The following is a 20542-nucleotide window of genomic DNA, read 5'->3' on the forward strand; positions in this document are numbered from 1 at the left end:
TCCTTGTGGCTGCCTATCCTATGGGAATGATGGTTTATACATGGTTTGTTTATAGAAAGAATCAGAAATGGGCAAAGATACTTGGACTTATCTCTATTGTGCTTGCTGTCTGCACCCACTGGTATACAGGTGTGGTAATGCAGTTAAACCCCGGCAGAGACTTAAACCATACTGCTATGGCAGCCCTTATATTCCTGACAGGCGCATTTGTATCAGGTGTTGGTTTTATGATTTTTATGCTCTACATGAGAAATCTTATAGTCCCTGAAGAAAAAAAATACGATATGGATTTAACAATAGAGTTAGGAAGGCTTATGGGTTATGGAATTGCATTTGACTTCTTCCTTATATTCTCAGAATTCCTTCAGATGAGATACGGGACAGCAGAGGAGATATTAGTTCTGGATAGAGTCCTCCTTGGAGTATTTATATGGCCATTTTTCTGGGGGCAGATTCTTATAGGCTTGGCAATACCCCTTATAATCGTCTTCTCACCATTAGGCAAGAAGGCATGGGTAGTTGCCCTTATTGCTGGCTTCCTTACATTTGAAGGAACATGGGGCATGCGTGTGTGGTGGGTGTTGGGCGGGCAGTTTTTACAGAGTTTTTATTAACACAATGAAAACCTCAAACCTAAAGGTTTGAGTTACCACATATTATATTGTAACTCAAGGCTTTAGCCTTGATTGCACTATTCATGGGAGGAGATATAGATGTTAAGGATAAGCAGGAGAAACTTCATAAAGCTCGGTATGTCCACCACAGCAGCCCTTGCCTCCGGTGTTGGTTACAGTAAACTCCTGATGGCAAAGGAGCTTGATTTAGGGGGGCGGAGTTATAATCACATTACTGCGGCAAAGGAGAGAATATCTGTCGGAACCACATGCTCTTTGTGCAGATACTATACCTGCGGCGCTCTGGCATTTGTAGAGGAAGGCGCGGTTGTAGCCATGGGCGGCAACCCCATCCATCCATCATCAAGGGCAAGGCTCTGTCCTCTTGGTAATACCTCCCACCTCAAGATTCATGACCCGGACAGAATCCTCTTTCCATTAAAGAGGATGGGACCAAGGGGTTCTGGCAAGTGGAAGAGGATTACATGGGATGATGCTTTAAATGAGGTGGCAGGCAAGGTCAGGGCTGCATTGGATAAAGGCAAACCAGAGGAGATATGCCTTAATTACGGCAGGGATGAGACAGACGGGGCTATAAAGAGGTTTATACATACATTAGGTTCAAATTCCATCTTTAACACATCCTGTCACAACAAGAAGGTTGGTATGGAGTCCACATGGGGTGCTGAGATAGAAACACCTGATTTTGCAAAGACAAGGTATATAATAAACTTTGGGGCAAACATATTTGAGACAGCGTATCCACATGCCAGAAGGACTGCAGCCAGTATCAGGGAAAATGGAGCAAAGATTGTAACCTTTGACCCAAGATTGTCCAATACCGCTGGCAGGTCAGATGAGTGGTACCCCATCTTTCCCGGAACAGATGGACTTGTTGCCCTTGCCATGTCAAATGTCATAATGCAGGAAGGGCTTGCTGATAAGGGCTTTATAGATACATGGACCAATTATCCATACGATGGGCTTAAAACATATCTTCAACAGTTCACACCTGAGATGGCAGAGGAAAAGAGCGGTGTTAGAGCAGATGTAATCAAAAGGGTTGCCATTGAGTTTGCAAAGGCAATGCCCGGCACTGTATTCACCTTCAGGGGTGTAAGCGCCCATCTCTTTGGTGTGTATCAGGAAAGGGCATGCATGCTCCTTCCAATAATCACGGGTAATGTAGAGATAAAAGGCGGCTACTGTCTGCCAAGGACAATTAAACTCTCACAGCCCGCACCATCTCTATCTGCGGCAGTGTCCACCAATCCTGCATCTGCTGAATACCCCTTGCCTGCGGCAGCATCAAGCCACCTTCTGCCTTTCTTTATAAAGGACGGCAGACAGAAGGCAGGTGTCTTGTTTAATTATATGAGTAACCCTGTGTATAGTTCCCCTGCTGCCAGTTACTGGAGGGATGTCCTAAAGGATGAAAAACTTGTCCCCTATACAGTAGATTTTAGTCCATTTATGAGCGAGACTGCGGAACTGGCAGATTTGATTCTTCCTGATGCAGTGTCGTTAGAAAGACATGGAATAGTAAGTGTTCCATCAACCCTATTTCCTACGCTTGATGTCAGGCAGCCTGCGGTAAAACCCATTGGTGAATCTATGGATACCCGGTTTGTTTTACAGAGGATTATCCAATCAATAGACCCTGATGACAAGAAGGGCTTTAAGAAACAATGGGATTTCAAGGATGGAGAGGACTGGGTTAAGAAAAATCTTGAAGGCATTAACCTTGCTGACAAATACAAAGACCTGAAAGAGAAGGGGGTTTTGCCTGTATATGAAAGGCTTGACCCTAAAATAAGGGATATTGTTGATAAGGGTGGTAAACCTATAGAGGCAGAGTATGGAATTTATAAAAAGCCGTTGACTCAGGGGGAGATGGAAAAGGCAAAGGTAGATTTAAAAAAAGGTGCTGTTATAAAAGATGGCAAGACTATAGGCATTGTGGTCAATGGAGCGAAACTCAAGGGTTTTGAAACCCCGTCCAGAAAGATAGAGATATATAACAAGGGGTATGAGAAATATGGGTTTAACCCGCTTCCCACATGGGAGGATGTCCCTGCGCACAAGGGTTTAAAAGACGGTGAGATGGTTCTTGTTACATTCAAGTGGTGGTGTCATAACTCATCTGAGACAGCAAACACAAAATTCCTGTCCGAGACCATCCACTCTAATCCTGCATGGCTCAACAGAGAAACAGCAAAGAAGATGGGTATAAAGGACGGCAGTCTTATAAGGCTCACCACACCCGCAGGCTATATGATTACAAAGGTAAAAACCACAGAAGGCATACATCCAAAGGTAGTTGCAGTATCTACATCTGCCGGACACTCGGCACTAGGAAGGGTGGCAAGTATTAATCCTAAGGCCCATAATGCAATGTGGTCTTCTGGCAAGGGGGATGAGGATATTAAGGAAAACCTCTGGTGGAAAGATAAAGGGGTTCATCCAAATGATATTATCCCTGTGTCTTTTGACCCGTTAGGCGGTTCACAGGCATGGTCTGACACAGTAGTTGCTGTCAGTCCTGCTAAAAAGGGTGATAAATATGGAGAGATAAAGGTTGATAATGCTGTCCACCATGCCTTTTATAAGGAAACCATAAGGTGGACATACAAAGGCGACATTTATAAAAAGATGATTGAAGACAGGGAGAAGGCAAAGGCAGCACCAAAGGAAGAGGAGGGATAGAAAATCATGGAAAGACAAGGCAGTGATAAGATTGATAAGATTATTGAGTTCATTAGCAAAAATAAAGTGTCCATTATCGGCGGCGGCATTGGAGCCGTTTTAATCCTCCTCATAGCGGTCATTTCCTTCCTTAATCATGGTTCTGTAAACAACCCCAATTTCTGTGCCTTATGCCATGAGATAAAATATTCCTATGATGATTACAGACCATACCCCATTACAAAGGCAAACTCAGGGGTCAGGGTTGGATGTGCGGAGTGCCATCCAATGGTCTTTGCTGAGTATGAAAAGAGCAAGCACTTTAATGGCAGAAATGGTTTAAGACCGGGGTGCACAAGTTGTCATGAGCCGCACACAGTTGGTAAGTTCGCAAATTTTATGTTTGTTACAGGTCCAATCTTTACATCTAAGCCCGGTTCAGGACCAGGCGGTGCATTCTGGAATATCGCAGCCCCTATGAATGACAAGGAAAGGTGGGAGGCTATCAGGCCAGGACTTGCCAAACGGGTAAGGGAAGGGTTTATGAAAAATGACAGCGCCCCTTGCAGAAACTGTCATAATACCGAGATATTGGTTCCAAAGAGGATTCGCGGCCAGAATGCGCATGAAAAGTTTAAATCCGGAGAAAAGACCTGTATAGAGTGCCACTATAATCTGGTTCATGCAGAAGTGGCATGGAATGTTGATAAGAAGAAAAAATAAGACCTGTTTAGATGGGGACAGATTTTATAATCCGTCCCCGGTTTTTGGCGGGGCAAGGCATGGTTGTCATACTCACTGATGGGTCAGATAAATTAGAAGAAATTAGTAATTTCCTTTCAACCCATGGCTTAGAATTCCGCATAGTCCCTATTAAGGAGTTTAAAGAAGGGCTTAAAGGCAATGTTGAGTTTGTCATCTATGACACCTATAACTTCACTTATAAGGATGTGGAGAATATCAAAATAACAAAGGAGTTTAATATCCCGGTGCTTCTTATAACTGCATATCCCGAGCAATGGGCTATAGAAACGATATCCAAACTGTGGAGATATGATTTTATAAAGGACTACCTTGTTAAGCCTGTAGATATTAAGAAACTGGCGGCATATTTTCCAACTTGTAAGACAGGAGGTGATGCAGAGACCATAAGAATCTAGTGAAACTATTAACAAAAACACTATTTAAAAGGAGGTATTTCAAATGAAGAGATTTTTAAAGAGTCTTGTTTTTTGTTTCCCGATTACTATTGTTGCCCTTGTATTTCTTACTGCCGGCAGTCTTCAGGCAGGAGAGCCTGACTGGGGTAAAATCCCTGAGAGGAAAATAACAGCCTTCAAACCCGGGCAGGCATCATGGGAGTTTGTAGTAGGTGCGGGGCATGGCACAGGCGCAAAGGCAGTCCAAAAGGGTGAGGAGAGGTGTCTTGACTGCCATAAAGGCGAAGAGGCAGAACTGGTAAAAAATATCCTTGGACCAAAGAAACTTGACCCGGAGCCAGTTAAAGGGCATACTACAAAGGAAGTGAGTTTAAAGGCTGCCTATGATAATGAAAATATCTATGTAAGACTTGAATGGGCATCCGCAGGCACAGGTATATTCCCCCAGGACATGTTTAGATACAATGGGAAGGAGTGGGAACTGATAGTGGGTGAGAGGCCCGGGACCCCTGTAGAGGACCTCACAGCAGAGGACAGGGTAAATATTATGTGGGATGACGGCAGTGTGCCCGGCTTTAAGAAATATGGCTGCTGGCTTACCTGTCATAATGACCTTGTGGACATGCCTAACGAGATAGGTGATGAGATAAAGAACAAGAACCCATACTTTGTGAAGAAGAAAAAGAATATAAAGGAGATAACAAAATATCTCCTTCTCACTACAACAAAATCTGATGCGACAGGTGGATGGATGAATATAAATGGCTCTGATGAGGAGTTAGACAAGTTAAAGAAAGAGGGCAAGTTCATTGACCTCTGGCACTGGAAGGCAGGGAGGAGTGGACCGCAGGGTTATGCACAGGACCAGCATATCTTTGTTGACCGTGCAAGTGATAAGGGTAAGGGACCATATACAGCGAACTGGGATAAGGAGAAGAAACAGCCAAAGTTTATGTTTAATAAAGCAAAACTCGGCTATAATGGTTTTGAGTGGGGAGATGTAATCAAGATACAGACCCGTAAAAAGAATGTCCCTGCATATCTCCTGACCACTGATACATCTGTCCCATTTGACCCCAATGCAGGATGGAAGAAAGGGGATACCCTCCCAGGGTTTACCAATGATATTCCATTAGAGGGTGGAGCGGACATAAAGGCAAAGGGTGTATGGAAGGACGGGAAGTGGACAGTTGTTATGACAAGGAAGTTAAATACAGGCGATGCACTTGGTGATAAGGTATTAAAGGATGGCGGGGTCTATACAATAGGCACCTCTGTCCATGATGATTTTGTTGGTGGACGTTGGCATTATGTTTCATTCCCATTTGATATAGGATTGGGCGCAAAGGCAGACTATACAGCAACAAAGGTGCAATAAGAAGATTGCTGGTGTAGTTATTCCGGGGGAGATACCTCCATGGTCTCCCTCGGAATATGCTAGTCGTGGGAGGAAAATCAAATGAATAAAGTTTTATTATTTCTTTTTGCAGTAGTTATATGGGCAGCATGGGTATCGTATTCTTATGCAGCACAGGCAAAGGTCAGCGGTTACTATGAGATAAAGGGATTTGCCTATGACAATGTTGACCTTAACAATGCAGTAGATGATGGTGTGTCAAACACAGGGCATGAATTCAGGCTGAATATTGATGTTGAAGAGGGTCCGCCAGAATTCCAGTGCATGGAACCGTGAGATGTTCCTTGTCTTTCCTTTAGGCAGCGCCAAACTCAAGGTAGGCAGGATGTGGGAAGGAGACCCATTTAAAGGGCTCATGTTTATAGATGTAAAGGATGCCCTAACTATTACCTATCCTGTAAATGCGATAAATCTGGTTGCCTCTATTGTTAATATGGATGATGATGCCAATAAAAATGACAACTTCTTTTCACTGGTAGGAACTTATGCGCCTGAAGGCTCTGTATTTAGCGGTTCACTCGGCTTGTATCACCGTGTTACCAATGACAGTTCAACATCAGGAACTTATATAGAGGATAGACCCCAGTATCTTGCAGTCGCACTTGGTATTGCACAGGAGCCGTGGACATTAGGCATTACAGGTGCATTTATGTTTGGTGATAAGGATATAAATACAGGCGGCGTCAGCACATCCTATGATTACAAGGGATATGCCTTTGATATAAGGGCAGGGTATGATTTTGCAAAGATATCTAATATTCCTTTAACTGCAGAGGTTATCTTTGGGCTTGGCAGTGGTGATGACAATCCCAATGACAGGGATTTTGAATCCTTCCAAGGCATTTCACCCGGATATTTTCATGGTGCAATATTTAAGGATGTAGGCGACCCGAGGATTGGCGGCGCCCCTGAGGTATTAAACCATGGAGGCATAGAGGCAAATGGGCTTGGCAATCAGAGGATGTTGGCTTTAAACCTCAAATATCAGGCAACAGATGATTTAAGTCTTGGGCTTTTTGGCGGTATGTTTTGGCTGACAGAGGATAAGAATGTTAATCTGAATGCCACATCAGGAGGCGCTACCTATCTGAACAACCATATAGGGAATGAGGTTGCCCTTACTGCTGACTATTCTCTGGCAAAAAACTTGAACCTTCATCTGCAGGCAGCATGGTTTATGGGCGATAACGGAATGTATGATACTACTGCAACAACCACACCCGGTGATACGGCATCAGAGTATCTTGTAATGCTCGCGCTTGGGAGTTCTAAAAAAACCATAATTAGACTTCGTTTGCTTTGGTCAAATACTGCGTCAAATCTGTCTGTCCAAATACTCACATACTTAATAGGTCAGGCATCTTGCCTGACAAAGTCAGCCGAGACGGCTGACCTATTAGGAAGCCTGACCTATTGTCCCCTGATAGAAACTTTCAGGGGCAGGCTTTGGCTCAAATCTTGCGTTTGCACCCGAAAAATAAAAACCAAATGCATTTTTCGGGTTAACCAATTAAAACAAATTAAAACACAAATTTGAAAGGGATTTAAAAAATAAGGAACTCTTGCAGCCCATCCCGATTTTATGATTGCAATTTGGCTGGTTCTGATTTATATGACTAACTGTGCATGACAGAGAAATCCACAAGGTTATAAAAATCCTAAAAAGCACTGTCAGAGAATTTTCATCCCCTGCTGTAACTCAAGTATCAAATAAAACGCATGACCCGTTTAATGTTTTAATCTCCTGCATATTGAGTTTAAGGACAAAAGATAAGACAACCCTTGAGGCATCAAAAAGGCTTTTTAAACTTGCATCCACACCTCAAAGAATGCAATCCCTCCCTTTAAAAACTATTGAAAAGGCAATCTATCCTGTTGGTTTTTATCGTGTGAAGGCAGGAAATATCAAGGCGATATGCAATGAGTTGTGCAACAAATATGATTCAAAAGTCCCTGACACAATTGATGAACTTCTGAAATTAAAGGGCGTTGGCAGAAAAACTGCAAACCTTGTTGTTACATCGGGCTATGGAAAATATGGAATATGTGTTGATACGCATGTTCATAGAATCACAAACCGATGGGAATATGTAAAAACAAGGTCGCCGCATGAAACAGAGTTTGCCTTAAGAATAAAACTTCCCCAAAAATACTGGCTCATAATAAATGACCTGCTTGTCCAATTTGGGCAAAATATCTGCAAACCGATTTCTCCATTATGCAGTAAATGTAGATTGTCTGATTACTGCAATAAAGTAGGTGTTTTAAAAAATAGATAAAAATACCTTGAATAAAAACAGATTGTTATGCTATCTTGGTTAAAACCCATTGTGCTTCTCTGCAATGGATGGAGGTTATGTTTATGAATACTTATCAGATGGTTATGAGATTATCTTTGGTGTCAATATCTTTTATTATGCTGACTGCCTGCACAGGGACAAAGGGTGCTGCAAACAATTCTGCTGCCTCGTCATATTCTGAAGGACTGAGATTTTATCAAAACGGCAGATATGCTAGTGCTATTGGAAAACTGAAAATGGTCATGGAGGAATATCCGCTTAGTGAAGAGGCTTTAAATGCAGAACTCATTCTGGCAGATGCATATTATGATAGTGAGGAATACGAGGATGCAGTAGTCTATTATACCGATTTTGTATCACTTCACCCGAGGCATCCGCAAGCACCGTATGCCCAGTTTCAAAAGGGGATGAGTTATTTAAGGCAGATTTCTACGATAGATAGGGACCAGATTCCTACAAAAAAGGCTTTATTTATATTTCAAGACCTCATTTCCATGTATCCTTCAGGGACATACACTGAAAAGGCAAAGGAGATGATTCCATTTTTAAGAAAACGGCTTGCAGAAAGAGAACTTTATATTGCCAATTTTTATTTTAAAAATAAGAATTACAAGGGTGCGCTTTCAAGATATGCAGAGATATTAAAGGAATATCCGGACGTCGGTCTGACTGACAAGACTCTGTATTATATCGGAGAAACCTACATAAAACTTGGGGAAAAGGACTTGGCAAAAGATGTATTTTCAAATCTAGTTACAAGTTATCCTGACAGCCCTTTTGCCAAAGATGCCAAGGGGAAAGAATTTAAAAAGGCTTACGAGATGCATAGTGATTATGATGAAAAGATTGCTGAAATGGACAGGAAGGTTTATCTGACTTCTGACGAAGAGGTTGAAAGGAAAAGGCTGCAAAAACTGAAACTCGCACAAAAGGATAAGATAGAGGAGATAGTTTCCAAATACAGGTAATAGGCTATAGGCGATGGGTAATAGGAAAAATCCTATAGCCTCTAGCCCATTGCCTATAGCCTGCTTTTTTATATGCGAAGCGACAGAATCAAAAAAGGTTTAGAAAGGGTTCCTCATAGGGCGCTCCTTTATGCAACAGGTCTTACAAAAGAGGAAATGGCAAAACCCTTCATAGGTGTTGCCACTTCTTTCAATGACCTTGTGCCCGGGCATATCGGCATGAGGACCCTTGAAAGGTTCATTGAAAAGGGTGTGCATACAGGGGGAGGGCATTCGTTCTTTTTCGGTGTGCCTGCAATATGCGATGGCATTGCAATGGGGCATACAGGCATGCACTACAGTCTGCCAAGCAGGGAACTTATTGCGGACATGATAGAGTCTGTTGCGATGGCTCATGCCCTTGATGGGCTTGTGCTTTTAACAAACTGCGACAAAATCACACCCGGTATGCTCATGGCTGCTGCAAGGCTTGACATTCCTTCTATAGTTGTTACAGCAGGACCAATGCACACAGGCATGTATAAGATGAAGAGACGCTCATTTGTCCGCGATACTTATGAGGCAATAGGCAGATTTAAAAACAAGGAAATCACAGGGCAGGAATTATCTGACTTGGAGTTCTGCGCATGTCCGGGCGGAGGTTCGTGTCAGGGGATGTATACTGCTAACACAATGGCATGTGTTACCGAATCTTTAGGCATGTCTCTAGTTGGCTCTGCAACCGGTCTTGAGGGCTCTGCTGAAAAAAGACGAATTGCATTTGATTCAGGCGTCAGGATTGTTGAAATGGTGAAAGAGGATTTGACGCCGCGTAAAATCATGACAAAAGACGCATTTGAAAACGCCATAAGGATTGACATGGCTCTTGGCGGTTCAACAAATACGGCGCTTCATATACCTGCAATTGCCAATGAGGCAGGGATTGAACTGCCTTTAGAGATTTTTGACAGGGTAAGCAAGGAGACGCCCAACATTGTTAAACTGGAACCGGCAGGCGACCATTTTATGGAGGATTTGGAATATGCAGGCGGCATACCTGCTGTGATGAATAGGTTGAAGCATCTCTTAAAAGACAATATAACCATTTCCCAAAAAGGCATAAAAGAGATTGCGGAAGATGGAAAGGTCATTGACAGCGATGTTATAAGGACGATTGAAAACGCATATTATAAAGAAGGCGGCATAGCAGTTTTAAAGGGCAATCTTGCGCCTGACGGATGTGTTGTCAAGCAGACTGCGGTGAATGATAAGGCAAGACATTTTACCGGAAAGGCAAGGTGTTTTGATTCAGAAGAATCTGCAATGCAGGCAATACTCGCAGGTAAGATAAAGGCAGGTGATGTGGTTGTTGTAAGATATGAGGGGCCGAAGGGTGGACCGGGTATGAGAGAGATGCTTGCGCCTACTGCAACAATTACAGGTATGGGTATGGCGGACAAGGTTGCGCTTATAACGGACGGCAGGTTTTCAGGCGGTACACGGGGATCATGCATAGGACATATATCGCCGGAGGCGATGGAGGGCGGGACAATTGCATTTGTCCGGGATGGAGATGAGATAGAGATAGATATACCGAATAGAAAAATAGAACTGAAAGTTGAGAATGGAGAACTGATCAGAAGAAAAACAAACTGGAAACCGCCTGAGCCAAAGATTAAAAAAGGGTGGCTTAGCAGATACGCAAAGGTTGTAACATCAGCAAATACAGGGGCGGTAGTGAAGGCATAAAAACAAATGACCGCACCATTGGAATTTATAAGATGTTTTTCAAAATGTTTGAAATTTACCAGTCATGCAAAAGATGAGATGCTGTACGAAGAATCTGGCGAAATATATGAGATGGAAATAAAAGAGACGTTAGCAGAATGCGAAATATTGGAAGAATATTCCGGTGACAAGCCATACCCCAGTTATCTTGTATTTGGAAGAACTAGAAAACAAAGACCATTGCATATTGTATGCGCACCTGTGCCGGAGGATGAAAAATTGGTTATTATAACAGTATATCAACCTAATCCAGAACTTTGGATTGATTTTAAGAGGAGAAAACTATGAGATGTGTATTGTGCGGGGGAGAGACTGAAAAAAAAGTAATTGATGAGGAAATCAGGGTGACTAATGACCATTTCCTTGTCAAGATGGAGTTAGATGTTTGTAAAAACTGCAATGAAAAATATTATACAGAAGGGCAGGTTGATACCTTAATTCATTTTAAAAAAAGGTTTGAAAAAGAAAAGGTTGGATGTTTGGAAGTTGGCAAGGTTTATCAAATATCCTCATGACAAAAATATTTTTAAGGAGAATATTAAATTGAACCCCGTTAGAATATTGCAAAATAAAACAATAATTCTAATTGGGGAAAATCTTATCTTACAAGGAGGATTCTAACGGGGTGAAACTCACAGGCGCGCAGATATTGATTGAGTCTTTGTTAAGGGAAGGGGTAGATACTGTTTTCGGCTATCCTGGGGGTGCGGTTTTGCCTATATATGATGTGTTGTATAAGGCTCAATTAAGGCATATACTTGTCCGCCACGAGCAGGGCGCTGTCCACATGGCAGACGGCTATGCAAGGGCATCAGGAAAACCGGGTGTGGTGATTGTTACATCGGGTCCTGGCGCTACCAATACTGTTACAGGCATTGCAACCGCATATATGGACTCAATACCTGTTGTAGTCTTTACAGGTCAGGTGCCTACAGCGCTTATAGGCAATGATGCGTTTCAGGAGGCGGATATTGTCGGTATAACAAGACCATGCACAAAACACAATTATCTTGTTAAAGATGTTAAAGATATGGCGAGGATTATAAAAGAGGCATTCCATATAGCGACAACAGGCAGACCGGGTCCTGTGCTTGTTGATCTGCCGAAAGATGTGCTGAATGCAACCGCTGAATTCAAATATCCTGAAAAGGCTGATGTGAGAAGTTATCAGCCCACATATGAAGGGCATCCCGGGCAAATCAAAAGGGCGCTCGATGCAATACTTTCTGCAAAAAGGCCCGTGATTTATGCTGGTGGCGGCGTTCGTTTGTCAAATGCGTCGAGAGAATTAAAGACACTGGCTGAGAAAGCGAATATCCCTGTAACTCTTACGCTTATGGGACTCGGCAGTTTTCCGGGGACACATCCGCTCTTTCTCGGCATGTTAGGCATGCACGGCACATATACTGCAAATATGTCTGTAACAAATACAGACTGCCTAATTGCAATCGGCTCAAGGTTTGATGACAGGGTTACAGGAAAGGTAGATGAGTTTGCCCCTTATGCAAAAATCATACACATTGACATAGACCCTACATCCATAAGCAAAAATGTCCGTGTTGATGTGCCGATTGTCGGTGATGTTCGTCATGTTTTGAAGAATATGCTGAAAGAATTGGATAATTTAAAGCAGCCTAAGGTGGGGACAGATTTAAAATCTGTCCCCAGAGTTCCAGAATGGCATGAGCAAATCACAAGGTGGAAAGAGACGCATAAACTTTCATATAAACAAAATGCTCAAATCAAACCGCAGTATGTCATAGAAAAACTCTATGAACTTACAAAGGGCAGCGCGATTATCACAACAGAGGTCGGGCAGAATCAGATGTGGGCAGCGCAATTTTATCTTTATGACAGCCCGCGCCAGTTTTTGACATCAGGCGGACTTGGCACAATGGGTTATGGATTTCCTGCTGCGATAGGCGCGCAGGCTGCGTTTCCTGACAAGACAGTAATTGACATTGCAGGGGATGGAAGCATTCAGATGAACATACAGGAACTTGCCACAGCAGTTCAATATAAACTGCCTGTTAAGGTTGCGATACTCAATAACAGATTTTTAGGCATGGTGCGACAGTGGCAGGAATTTTTCTATGAAAAGAGATATTCCTATACATGTATGGATGCCGCTCCTGATTTTGTAAAACTTGCAGAGGCTTATGGCGCAGTCGGGCTTCGGGCAGAAAAGCCTGAAGAGGTTGTGCCTGTTATAAAAGAGGCGCTTAAAGTCAATAGACCTGTGTTTATGGATTTTCAGGTGGACAGGGAAGAGGATGTGTATCCAATGGTGCCGGCAGGACAGCCTTTGAATAAGATGCTTTTGGTATAAAAACAAGGATGGTGTTTTAAGGAAAATAAAGGATAGGAGACATTTATCTGAACAGGCAACAAATACTGCTTATCAGGATAGGGACAAATGCGAACTCAGGAACAAAATTGGTGGCTGGAATCAAGTAAAGATGATTGGAGGGCGTTTGAGGTGCTTAAATCCAGCGGCAACTATTCTCTGGCTGTTTTTCATCTTCAACAATCCGCTGAAAAGGCATTAAAGGCTCTTTGTTTAAAACATGGGAGACCCGGGTATACTCACAGTTGTCTGGACCTTCTTAAAAAAATAATTGGCATTGGAGTCAAAGTAGACGAAGCCGTTATTGGATCAACAAAGAGACTTGACCCTCATTATATATTGTCCAGATATCCTAATGGCGTTGGAGGTATTCCAAGAGATTATTATGATTTGAAACTTGTAGAGGAGATGGAAAAATGCTCAAAGATAATAATGAACTTTGTGGAATTGAACCTGTAAAAAAAGAATGGGTTGATGATTTAGTTGCTGGTATTGAAAGAGGTTATGGCATTCATATACAAAAGGCTATCCTTTTTGGCTCTCGCGCTATAAACGAACATATAACATGGAGCGATTACGATATCTGTTTTATATCTGCGGATTTTAAGGGGATGAAACCATGGGAAAGAATGGAAATAATGTTAGGGGAGTGGCATGGTGAAAGACCCCTCGAACCGATTTGTTATACCCCAGAAGAGTTTAATACACTAAAAATTTCTTTAATTGATGAAATCAAAAATAACGGCAGGATAATTTACGGAGGTTTTTGATGCGTCATACAATATCCATTTTAGTTGACAATGAGTTCGGCGTATTGAGCAGGATTGCAGGGCTCTTTTCTGGCAGGGGATTTAATATTGAGAGTTTGTGCGTTGCAGAGACTATTGACCCGAAGGTTTCACGAATGACAATAGTAACAACAGGCGATGACCAGATAATAGAGCAGATAACAAAACATTTGAATAAACTCATAAATGTTATAAAGGTCTCTGACCTTACAGCCGAGGACCATATTGAGCGGGAACTTGCAATGATAAAGGTGAATGTGAGTGAAAAAGACAGGGCTGAAGTATTGAGCATAGTTGACATATTCAGGGCAAAGGTTGTTGATGTGAGTCCAAAGACATATACAATTGAGATGACAGGCGATAATGAAAAGGTAAATGCAATGGTTGAACTTTTAAAGCCGTTCGGCATAAAAGAGATTGCAAAGACAGGAAAGATTGCAATTGCGAGAAGCCCAAAAAAACCGTGATGCGTTTTACCGTAAGCGGTGAGCCGTGAACAGTAAGCCGTTTACTGCTTACCGCTCACTGTTTACTGCTGCACATAACGCACACGAATAACGAGAGGAGATAATTAGATGAAGGTTTATTATGACAAGGATGCAAGTTTGGAGATTATCAGAAAGAGGAAGGTTGCTGTTATAGGCTACGGCAGTCAGGGGCATGCACATTCACAGAATTTAAAAGAAAGCGGTGTTGATGTGGTTGTGGGTCTTAGAAAGGACGGCGGCTCGTGGAAGAAGGCGGAGGGCGCGGGTCTCAAGGTTTTGGAGGTTGCCGCTGCCGTGAAACAGGCGGATGTGGTGATGATTCTCGTGCCGGATGAATTGCAAGGCGATTTGTATAAAAATGAGATTGCACCGAATCTTAAAAAAGGGGCATATCTTGCATTTGCACATGGCTTCAATATACACTTTGGGCAGATTGTGCCTGATGCCAGTATAAATGTATTTATGGCTGCACCTAAAGGACCTGGGCACCTTGTCCGACATGAATATACAAAAGGCAATGGTGTGCCAATGCTTATTGCAGTGCATCAAGACCCATCTAAAGATACAAAAGATGTAGCCCTTTCTTATGCCTCTGCAATCGGCGGCGGCAGGGCAGGTATAATTGAAACTACATTCAGGGATGAGACAGAGACAGATTTATTCGGGGAGCAGGCGGTTTTGTGCGGCGGGACAACAGCGCTTATTATGGCAGGCTATGAAACCCTTGTTGAAGCAGGCTATCCAGAGGAGATGGCATATTTTGAATGCCTGCACGAACTAAAACTGATTGTGGACTTGATATATGAAGGCGGTATATCCAACATGAGATATTCAATAAGCAACACCGCCCAGTACGGTGATTTGACAAGAGGTCCCCGCATTATAACAGAAGAGACAAAGAAAGAGATGAAGAAGATATTGTCTGAAATCCAAAGCGGCGCATTTGCAAAAGAATGGATGCTGGAAAACAGGGTAAATAAGCCTGTGTTTACTGCACTTACAAAAAAAGGACAAAACCATCCTGTAGAAAAGGTGGGTGAAAATCTCCGCGCCATGATGCCGTGGTTGAAGAAGGGAAAGATAGTGGATAAGAGCAAGAACTGAATGCGTATTCCAATCGCCAGTGAAGGTTACCCCTTTATACTGGTTTCAATTGTTATAACAATATTTTTTCTGTGGCTAGGATGGAGACCATTTGCCTACATCCTTATTTTATGGACAATATTTGTTATTGCATTTTTCAGGGACCCTGAAAGGGAAATACCGACTAATGAAAATGCAATTGTATCGCCTGCAGACGGCAAGGTAATAATTGTCGATAAGGTATTTGAAGACAGATTTCTTAAAAGCGATGCAATCAAAATCAGCATCTTTATGAATGTCTTCAATGTCCATGTAAACAGAAACCCTGTGTCAGGGAAAGTTACCGGCATTTTTTATAACCAAGGTAAATTCCTTTCTGCAAATCTTGACAAGGCTTCTCTGGAAAATGAACAAAATGCGGTTGTTGTAGAATCTTTAGAAGGTAAAAAAATTGTATATGTTCAGATTGCAGGACTTATTGCAAGAAGGATTGTCTGCTATTTAAAAGAGGGTGATACAGTTGAAAAAGGCAAAAGATTTGGCATGATAAGATTTGGCTCAAGACTGGATGTATATCTTCCGCCTGAATATAAAATAGATGTAAAGGTTGGCGATAAAGTGAAAGCAGGGAGTTCAATATTAGGCTATTGGCAATAGGCTGTAGGCTATAGGGTTTCTACAACGGCATTTAATATGATTGACAGACAGAAACCAAAACCAGAAGGGATAAAAAAAGGGGTTTTCATTCTCCCCAACCTCGTAACCTCAGCAAGTCTATTCGGCGGTTTTTATTCAATCATTGCTTGCCTTGACGGAGCCTTTGATAGGGCGGCAATAGCAATACTGGTCTCTGCTGTCCTTGACGGGCTTGACGGCAGGATTGCAAGGCTTACAGGCTCTACAAGTAAATTCGGCGTTGAATATGATTCGCTTGCTGATTTGATTGCCTTTGGTCTTGCCCCCGGAATACTCATATTTACATGGGCACTCCGACCATTCGGCAGATACGGCTGGCTTGCGGCATTTTTATATGTTGTATGCGGAGCGCTAAGGCTTGCAAGGTTCAATGTTCAGATAACTACCATAGAAAGTAAGAGTTTCAATGGTCTGCCAATACCTGCCGCTGCATCTTTGGTTGCCTCAACTGTTATTATATTTTTCTATTTTGGTTATGGAGAAATAACAAAGCATGTAACGGTTTTAATACTTGTCTATCTCCTTGCCTTTTTAATGGTCAGCAATACAAAATATTATAGTTTTAAGGAATTAAACCTGACTAAGAAGATGCCTTTCATGCTTTTGGTTGGTTTGATACTCCTCCTTATAGCAATTGCCGCAGAACCACAGATTGTCCTGTTTGTATTGACATTCGGTTATGTCCTGTCAGGTCCTGTTACAACAATATTTTTCAGAAAAAGACAGCACAAGGTCATTAAATCAAAGGTTCTTCATCTTCACACCCCTTTGGAGAAAAAGAGACAGGGGGATTGATTTGGGAGTTTATTTATGAATTATGTCAAAATATTTGATACCACCTTAAGAGACGGCGAACAATCACCGGGCGCTTCTATGAATGTAGAGGAAAAGGTAATCATTGCAAAGCAACTGGCAAGGCTCGGTGTGGATATAATTGAGGCAGGCTTTGCCATTAGTTCCCCCGGTGATTTTGAGGCTGTCCAGAGGATTGCCCATGAGGTAGAGGGACCTATTGTATGCAGCCTTGCGAGGGCAAAACCAGAAGACATAGACAAGGCATGGGAGGCTTTGAAAGGCGCTCCAAAGCCGCGCATCCACACATTTATATCAACATCAGACATCCATCTTAAGCATCAGTTCAAAATGACAAGGGATGAGGCAAAGAAGCGGGCTATTGAAATGGTTAAAAGGGCAAGGGGATATGTTGAGGATGTTGAGTTTTCACCAATGGATGCTAGCCGTTCAGAGCCTGCATATCTCTACGAAGTCCTTGAGGCAGTGATAGATGCAGGGGCAGCAACATTGAATATACCGGATACTGTGGGGTATGCAATCCCATCAGAGTTTGGGGCATTGATAAAGGGAATCAAGGAGAATGTTCCAAATATAGATAAGGCAGTAATAAGTGTTCACTGCCATAATGACCTTGGGCTTGCTGTTGCAAACTCCCTTGCCGCTGTTATGAACGGTGCAAGACAGGTTGAATGCACAATAAACGGGATTGGCGAAAGGGCTGGGAATGCATCTCTGGAAGAGATTGTTATGATATTAAGGACAAGAAAGGACATACTCAATCTTGCTACCACAATTAACACCAAAGAAATATATCCAACCAGCAGGCTTATTAGCAGCATCACAGGGATTATGGTCCAGCCTAATAAGGCGATTGTTGGGGACAATGCCTTTGCCCATGAGTCAGGGATTCATCAGGATGGACTCCTCAAGGAAAAAACAACCTATGAAATAATGAGGCCCGAATCTGTTGGCATTGCCCAATCAAAACTTGTAATGGGTAAGCATTCAGGAAGACATGCATTCAAGACTCGTCTCAAAGAACTTGGCTATGAACTATCAGATGAGGATTTAAACAAGGCATTTGAGAGATTTAAAACCCTCGCTGACCAGAAAAAAGAGGTCTTTGATGAGGACATTGAGGCAATAGTTGCTGATGAGCTCTTGAGGATAGAGATACCAGAGAGGTTTAAACTGGACAAGTTAAATGTAGTGAGCGGAACTGAATCTGTGCCAAGTGCAACTGTGGAGATGTTTATAGACGGGAGGCATATAAAAGAGGCTGGTTTTGGCGATGGCCCTGTTGACGCTGTTTATAAGACGATTGCAAAAATCACAAAAACAAAGAGCAAATTATTGCGTTATTCAGTCAATGCCATAACAGGCGGGACTGATGCGCAGGGTGAGGTTACTGTTCGGCTTCAGGAAGACGAACATATTGTTTTAGGGCAGGGGGCGCATACTGATATAATAGTTGCAAGCGCAAGGGCATATATAAACGCCATTAATAAACTGGAATATAAAAAGAGGGAGAAGAAGGTAAGGGTGGTGTAGATAAGAAATAGGGAGGTGATGTCAAATGACATGGCTGGAAAGAACTCTGGAAACAATAGAGATAAAAGTTCTTGGCAGATTCAGGCTTGGGACTAAAATCCTTGCGGGTTTTTTAATCACACTCTTTCCTGTAGTCATTGCACTTGGATATATCGGCGTTGCAAGTCTTATTGTTGAAAAGACAGTAGATGAGATGAAGTTTATGGATGGCATGGCGGATTCAACTCATCAGGTAATCCAGTGGACTACAGACTATGCGTTAACGCACGTACCTGATTCCTATAACAAGGTAAATGCATCTGTGGAGAGATACTATAAGAGTTTAGAAACATTAACAGAGGCAAATCAGAATAAGCCCGATGTGCTTAAAAAGTTAGAGGCAATTGATAAGGTATTTAATGATTACTATAAGTTAAGTCTTGAGATGACAGATGCATATATCAAGTATGACCGGGTGGTAGGCAACTCATTTACTGATGAATTTCATAAGAAAAAAGACAATTTGATAAAGAGTATAAATGCCATAAGAATAAATACTGTTAACAATGTAGAGTCATCATTTAGGAAGGCAAAATTTATGGCAATTCTGGCAAGCGTTGGAATTATAGCAGCCTTGATACTATCTGCCCTGTTTTTTGGCTGGAGGCTTGGGATTCCTCTTGTCAGGTTAAAAAAGGCTGTAGAAGGTTTTGAAAAAGAGGGGAATAAAATTGAGAATTTGAATATTCAGACTGAAGATGAGGTCGGCGAACTTGCAGTGTCATTTGTCGGGCTTTCAGAGAGGCTTCATAACACCCGTGAAACACTGGACAATGAACTCCTGAAACTAAAACATCTTGTAAAGTTTGGCAAACTCATAGGGGACGAGATTTCAGAACCCGAGTGCTACACTATATTCACCAATTTTTTGAATAAGAATTTTGAACTGGATAGGATTGTTGCAGTGTCTTTTAATAACAGCGAGAATCTGGCAGAACTCATTGCCTCTTATGAAAGGACAAAAGGAGAGATGCCATTATCTGCTTCCACGCAGTATGATATGAGGGTGATTCAGGAGGCGGTGCTGTGCAGGGCAGTCAGGTCAGGACAGGAGTTTGTTGTCGGGGATGTGGAAAATGAATACCGCTGTCCGTATCAGGAAATAGTTCAGAAAAAGGGGAGTTATGTATGTTTTCCTGTATCAACAGGCGGGGCAATGCTTGGATGGGTTCACCTTGTCAGCAATGAAACAGGTTATTTTACACCTGAGCGGTGTTTTACCATAGAGTCATATATTTCATCACTTGCTCCTGCAATAAGCAATATGAGGCTGTTAAATGCCCATAAAAAGTTATCCATAAGGGATTCACTCACAGGACTTTATAACCGCAGATTCCTTGATAATGTGTTGGAAAAGCAAGCGTCTGTTGCAGGCAGATATAAACAGCCGCTTAGTGTTGTGATGATAGATGTAGACCACTTTAAGAAGTTTAATGATACACATGGTCATGCCTTTGGGGATAAGGTCTTGCGTCTTATGGCAGAGGTTTTAACAAGGACTGTCAGGGAGTCGGACACAGTTGGCAGATGGGGTGGTGAGGAATTTATCCTTGTGCTTCCAAATACTGATGTAGAAGGGGCGTATCATGTTGCTGAAAAGGTTCGTGCTGCTGTGGAAGGATGTTCTGTTATGGCGGTAAGCGGCATGCCGCAGGGTGTAACCATAAGTCTTGGCATATCTACTTACCCTAATATATCGGGAGATTTAAAAGAACTTGTAGAGTCAGCAGACAATGCATTGTATCAGTCTAAAGCCACTGGCAGAAACAAGACAACAAAGGCAGTAAGGGCTGAAAAAGAAATTTCAGAAGAGGCTGCCAGTTAAGAATAGTAAGCAGTGAGCA

At 42.4% G+C, this 20542-nt stretch carries 21 protein-coding genes; all 21 read left to right on the plus strand.

Annotation, left to right across the window (positions count from 1 at the left end):
- Window positions 1-20 precede the first annotated feature (20 nt).
- The 21 genes from nrfD to HZC45_00635 all read left to right on the plus strand — a co-directional run bounded on the left by nrfD (window position 21) and on the right by HZC45_00635 (window position 20523).
- Entirely contained in the window at window positions 21-614 is a 594-nt protein-coding gene (gene nrfD, locus HZC45_00535) for a polysulfide reductase NrfD (GenBank protein MBI5681657.1), read from the plus strand.
- A gap of 99 nt (window positions 615-713) precedes the next feature.
- The gene (locus HZC45_00540; GenBank protein ID MBI5681658.1) at window positions 714-3320 is read left to right on the plus strand and encodes a molybdopterin-dependent oxidoreductase; all 2607 of its coding nucleotides are present in this window, start codon (window positions 714-716) and stop codon (window positions 3318-3320) included.
- A gap of 6 nt (window positions 3321-3326) precedes the next feature.
- Entirely contained in the window at window positions 3327-4022 is a 696-nt protein-coding gene (locus tag HZC45_00545) for a NapC/NirT family cytochrome c (GenBank protein ID MBI5681659.1), read from the plus strand.
- Window positions 4023-4081: 59 nt separating this feature from the next.
- The gene (locus tag HZC45_00550) at window positions 4082-4459 is read left to right on the plus strand and encodes a hypothetical protein (GenBank protein MBI5681660.1); all 378 of its coding nucleotides are present in this window, start codon (window positions 4082-4084) and stop codon (window positions 4457-4459) included.
- A 43-nt stretch (window positions 4460-4502) separates the two neighbouring features.
- On the plus strand, window positions 4503-5837 hold the full coding sequence (locus HZC45_00555; protein ID MBI5681661.1) for a hypothetical protein: 1335 nt from the start codon (window positions 4503-4505) through the stop codon (window positions 5835-5837).
- Between the two features lie 81 nt (window positions 5838-5918).
- Window positions 5919-6152, plus strand: coding sequence for a hypothetical protein (locus HZC45_00560; GenBank protein ID MBI5681662.1), 234 nt, complete (start codon window positions 5919-5921; stop codon window positions 6150-6152).
- Window positions 6109-7413: an alginate export family protein gene (locus HZC45_00565; protein MBI5681663.1), complete on the plus strand. Its 1305-nt coding sequence runs from the start codon at window positions 6109-6111 to the stop codon at window positions 7411-7413. The genes HZC45_00560 and HZC45_00565 overlap by 44 nt, the downstream gene beginning before the upstream one ends.
- 85 nt (window positions 7414-7498) lie before the next feature.
- A complete protein-coding gene (locus HZC45_00570) occupies window positions 7499-8155 on the plus strand; it encodes an endonuclease III (GenBank protein MBI5681664.1) in 657 nt (218 codons plus the stop codon).
- A gap of 83 nt (window positions 8156-8238) precedes the next feature.
- The gene (gene bamD, locus HZC45_00575) at window positions 8239-9144 is read left to right on the plus strand and encodes an outer membrane protein assembly factor BamD (protein MBI5681665.1); all 906 of its coding nucleotides are present in this window, start codon (window positions 8239-8241) and stop codon (window positions 9142-9144) included.
- 72 nt (window positions 9145-9216) lie between these two features.
- Window positions 9217-10872 (plus strand): dihydroxy-acid dehydratase, encoded by a 1656-nt coding sequence (gene ilvD, locus HZC45_00580; protein MBI5681666.1) that lies wholly within the window; start codon window positions 9217-9219, stop codon window positions 10870-10872.
- A gap of 48 nt (window positions 10873-10920) precedes the next feature.
- Window positions 10921-11199 carry a DUF4258 domain-containing protein gene (locus tag HZC45_00585; GenBank protein MBI5681667.1) on the plus strand — a complete coding sequence of 93 codons (279 nt, stop codon included), beginning with the start codon at window positions 10921-10923 and terminating at the stop codon, window positions 11197-11199.
- On the plus strand, window positions 11196-11426 hold the full coding sequence (locus tag HZC45_00590) for a YgiT-type zinc finger protein (GenBank protein MBI5681668.1): 231 nt from the start codon (window positions 11196-11198) through the stop codon (window positions 11424-11426). The genes HZC45_00585 and HZC45_00590 overlap by 4 nt, the downstream gene beginning before the upstream one ends.
- A 110-nt stretch (window positions 11427-11536) precedes the next feature.
- Complete coding sequence (gene ilvB, locus HZC45_00595; GenBank protein MBI5681669.1) at window positions 11537-13240, plus strand: biosynthetic-type acetolactate synthase large subunit; 1704 nt, start codon at window positions 11537-11539, stop codon at window positions 13238-13240.
- 87 nt (window positions 13241-13327) lie between these two features.
- A complete protein-coding gene (locus HZC45_00600) occupies window positions 13328-13717 on the plus strand; it encodes a HEPN domain-containing protein (GenBank protein ID MBI5681670.1) in 390 nt (129 codons plus the stop codon).
- Entirely contained in the window at window positions 13675-14028 is a 354-nt protein-coding gene (locus tag HZC45_00605) for a nucleotidyltransferase domain-containing protein (GenBank protein ID MBI5681671.1), read from the plus strand. The genes HZC45_00600 and HZC45_00605 overlap by 43 nt, the downstream gene beginning before the upstream one ends.
- Window positions 14028-14513, plus strand: coding sequence for an acetolactate synthase small subunit (ilvN, locus tag HZC45_00610; protein ID MBI5681672.1), 486 nt, complete (start codon window positions 14028-14030; stop codon window positions 14511-14513). The genes HZC45_00605 and ilvN overlap by 1 nt, the downstream gene beginning before the upstream one ends.
- Before the next feature lie 108 nt (window positions 14514-14621).
- Entirely contained in the window at window positions 14622-15638 is a 1017-nt protein-coding gene (gene ilvC / locus HZC45_00615) for a ketol-acid reductoisomerase (GenBank protein MBI5681673.1), read from the plus strand.
- Complete coding sequence (locus HZC45_00620; protein MBI5681674.1) at window positions 15639-16274, plus strand: phosphatidylserine decarboxylase family protein; 636 nt, start codon at window positions 15639-15641, stop codon at window positions 16272-16274. It abuts the gene before it with no gap.
- A gap of 36 nt (window positions 16275-16310) precedes the next feature.
- A complete protein-coding gene (gene pssA / locus HZC45_00625; GenBank protein ID MBI5681675.1) occupies window positions 16311-17108 on the plus strand; it encodes a CDP-diacylglycerol--serine O-phosphatidyltransferase in 798 nt (265 codons plus the stop codon).
- 15 nt (window positions 17109-17123) lie between these two features.
- Window positions 17124-18659, plus strand: coding sequence for a 2-isopropylmalate synthase (locus HZC45_00630; GenBank protein ID MBI5681676.1), 1536 nt, complete (start codon window positions 17124-17126; stop codon window positions 18657-18659).
- A gap of 25 nt (window positions 18660-18684) precedes the next feature.
- Window positions 18685-20523, plus strand: coding sequence for a diguanylate cyclase (locus tag HZC45_00635; GenBank protein ID MBI5681677.1), 1839 nt, complete (start codon window positions 18685-18687; stop codon window positions 20521-20523).
- The last annotated feature ends 19 nt before the right edge of the window (window positions 20524-20542 follow it).

Source organism: Deltaproteobacteria bacterium (genome assembly GCA_016223005.1).
Classification (GTDB): domain Bacteria; phylum Desulfobacterota; class GWC2-55-46; order UBA9637; family GWC2-42-11; genus JACRPW01.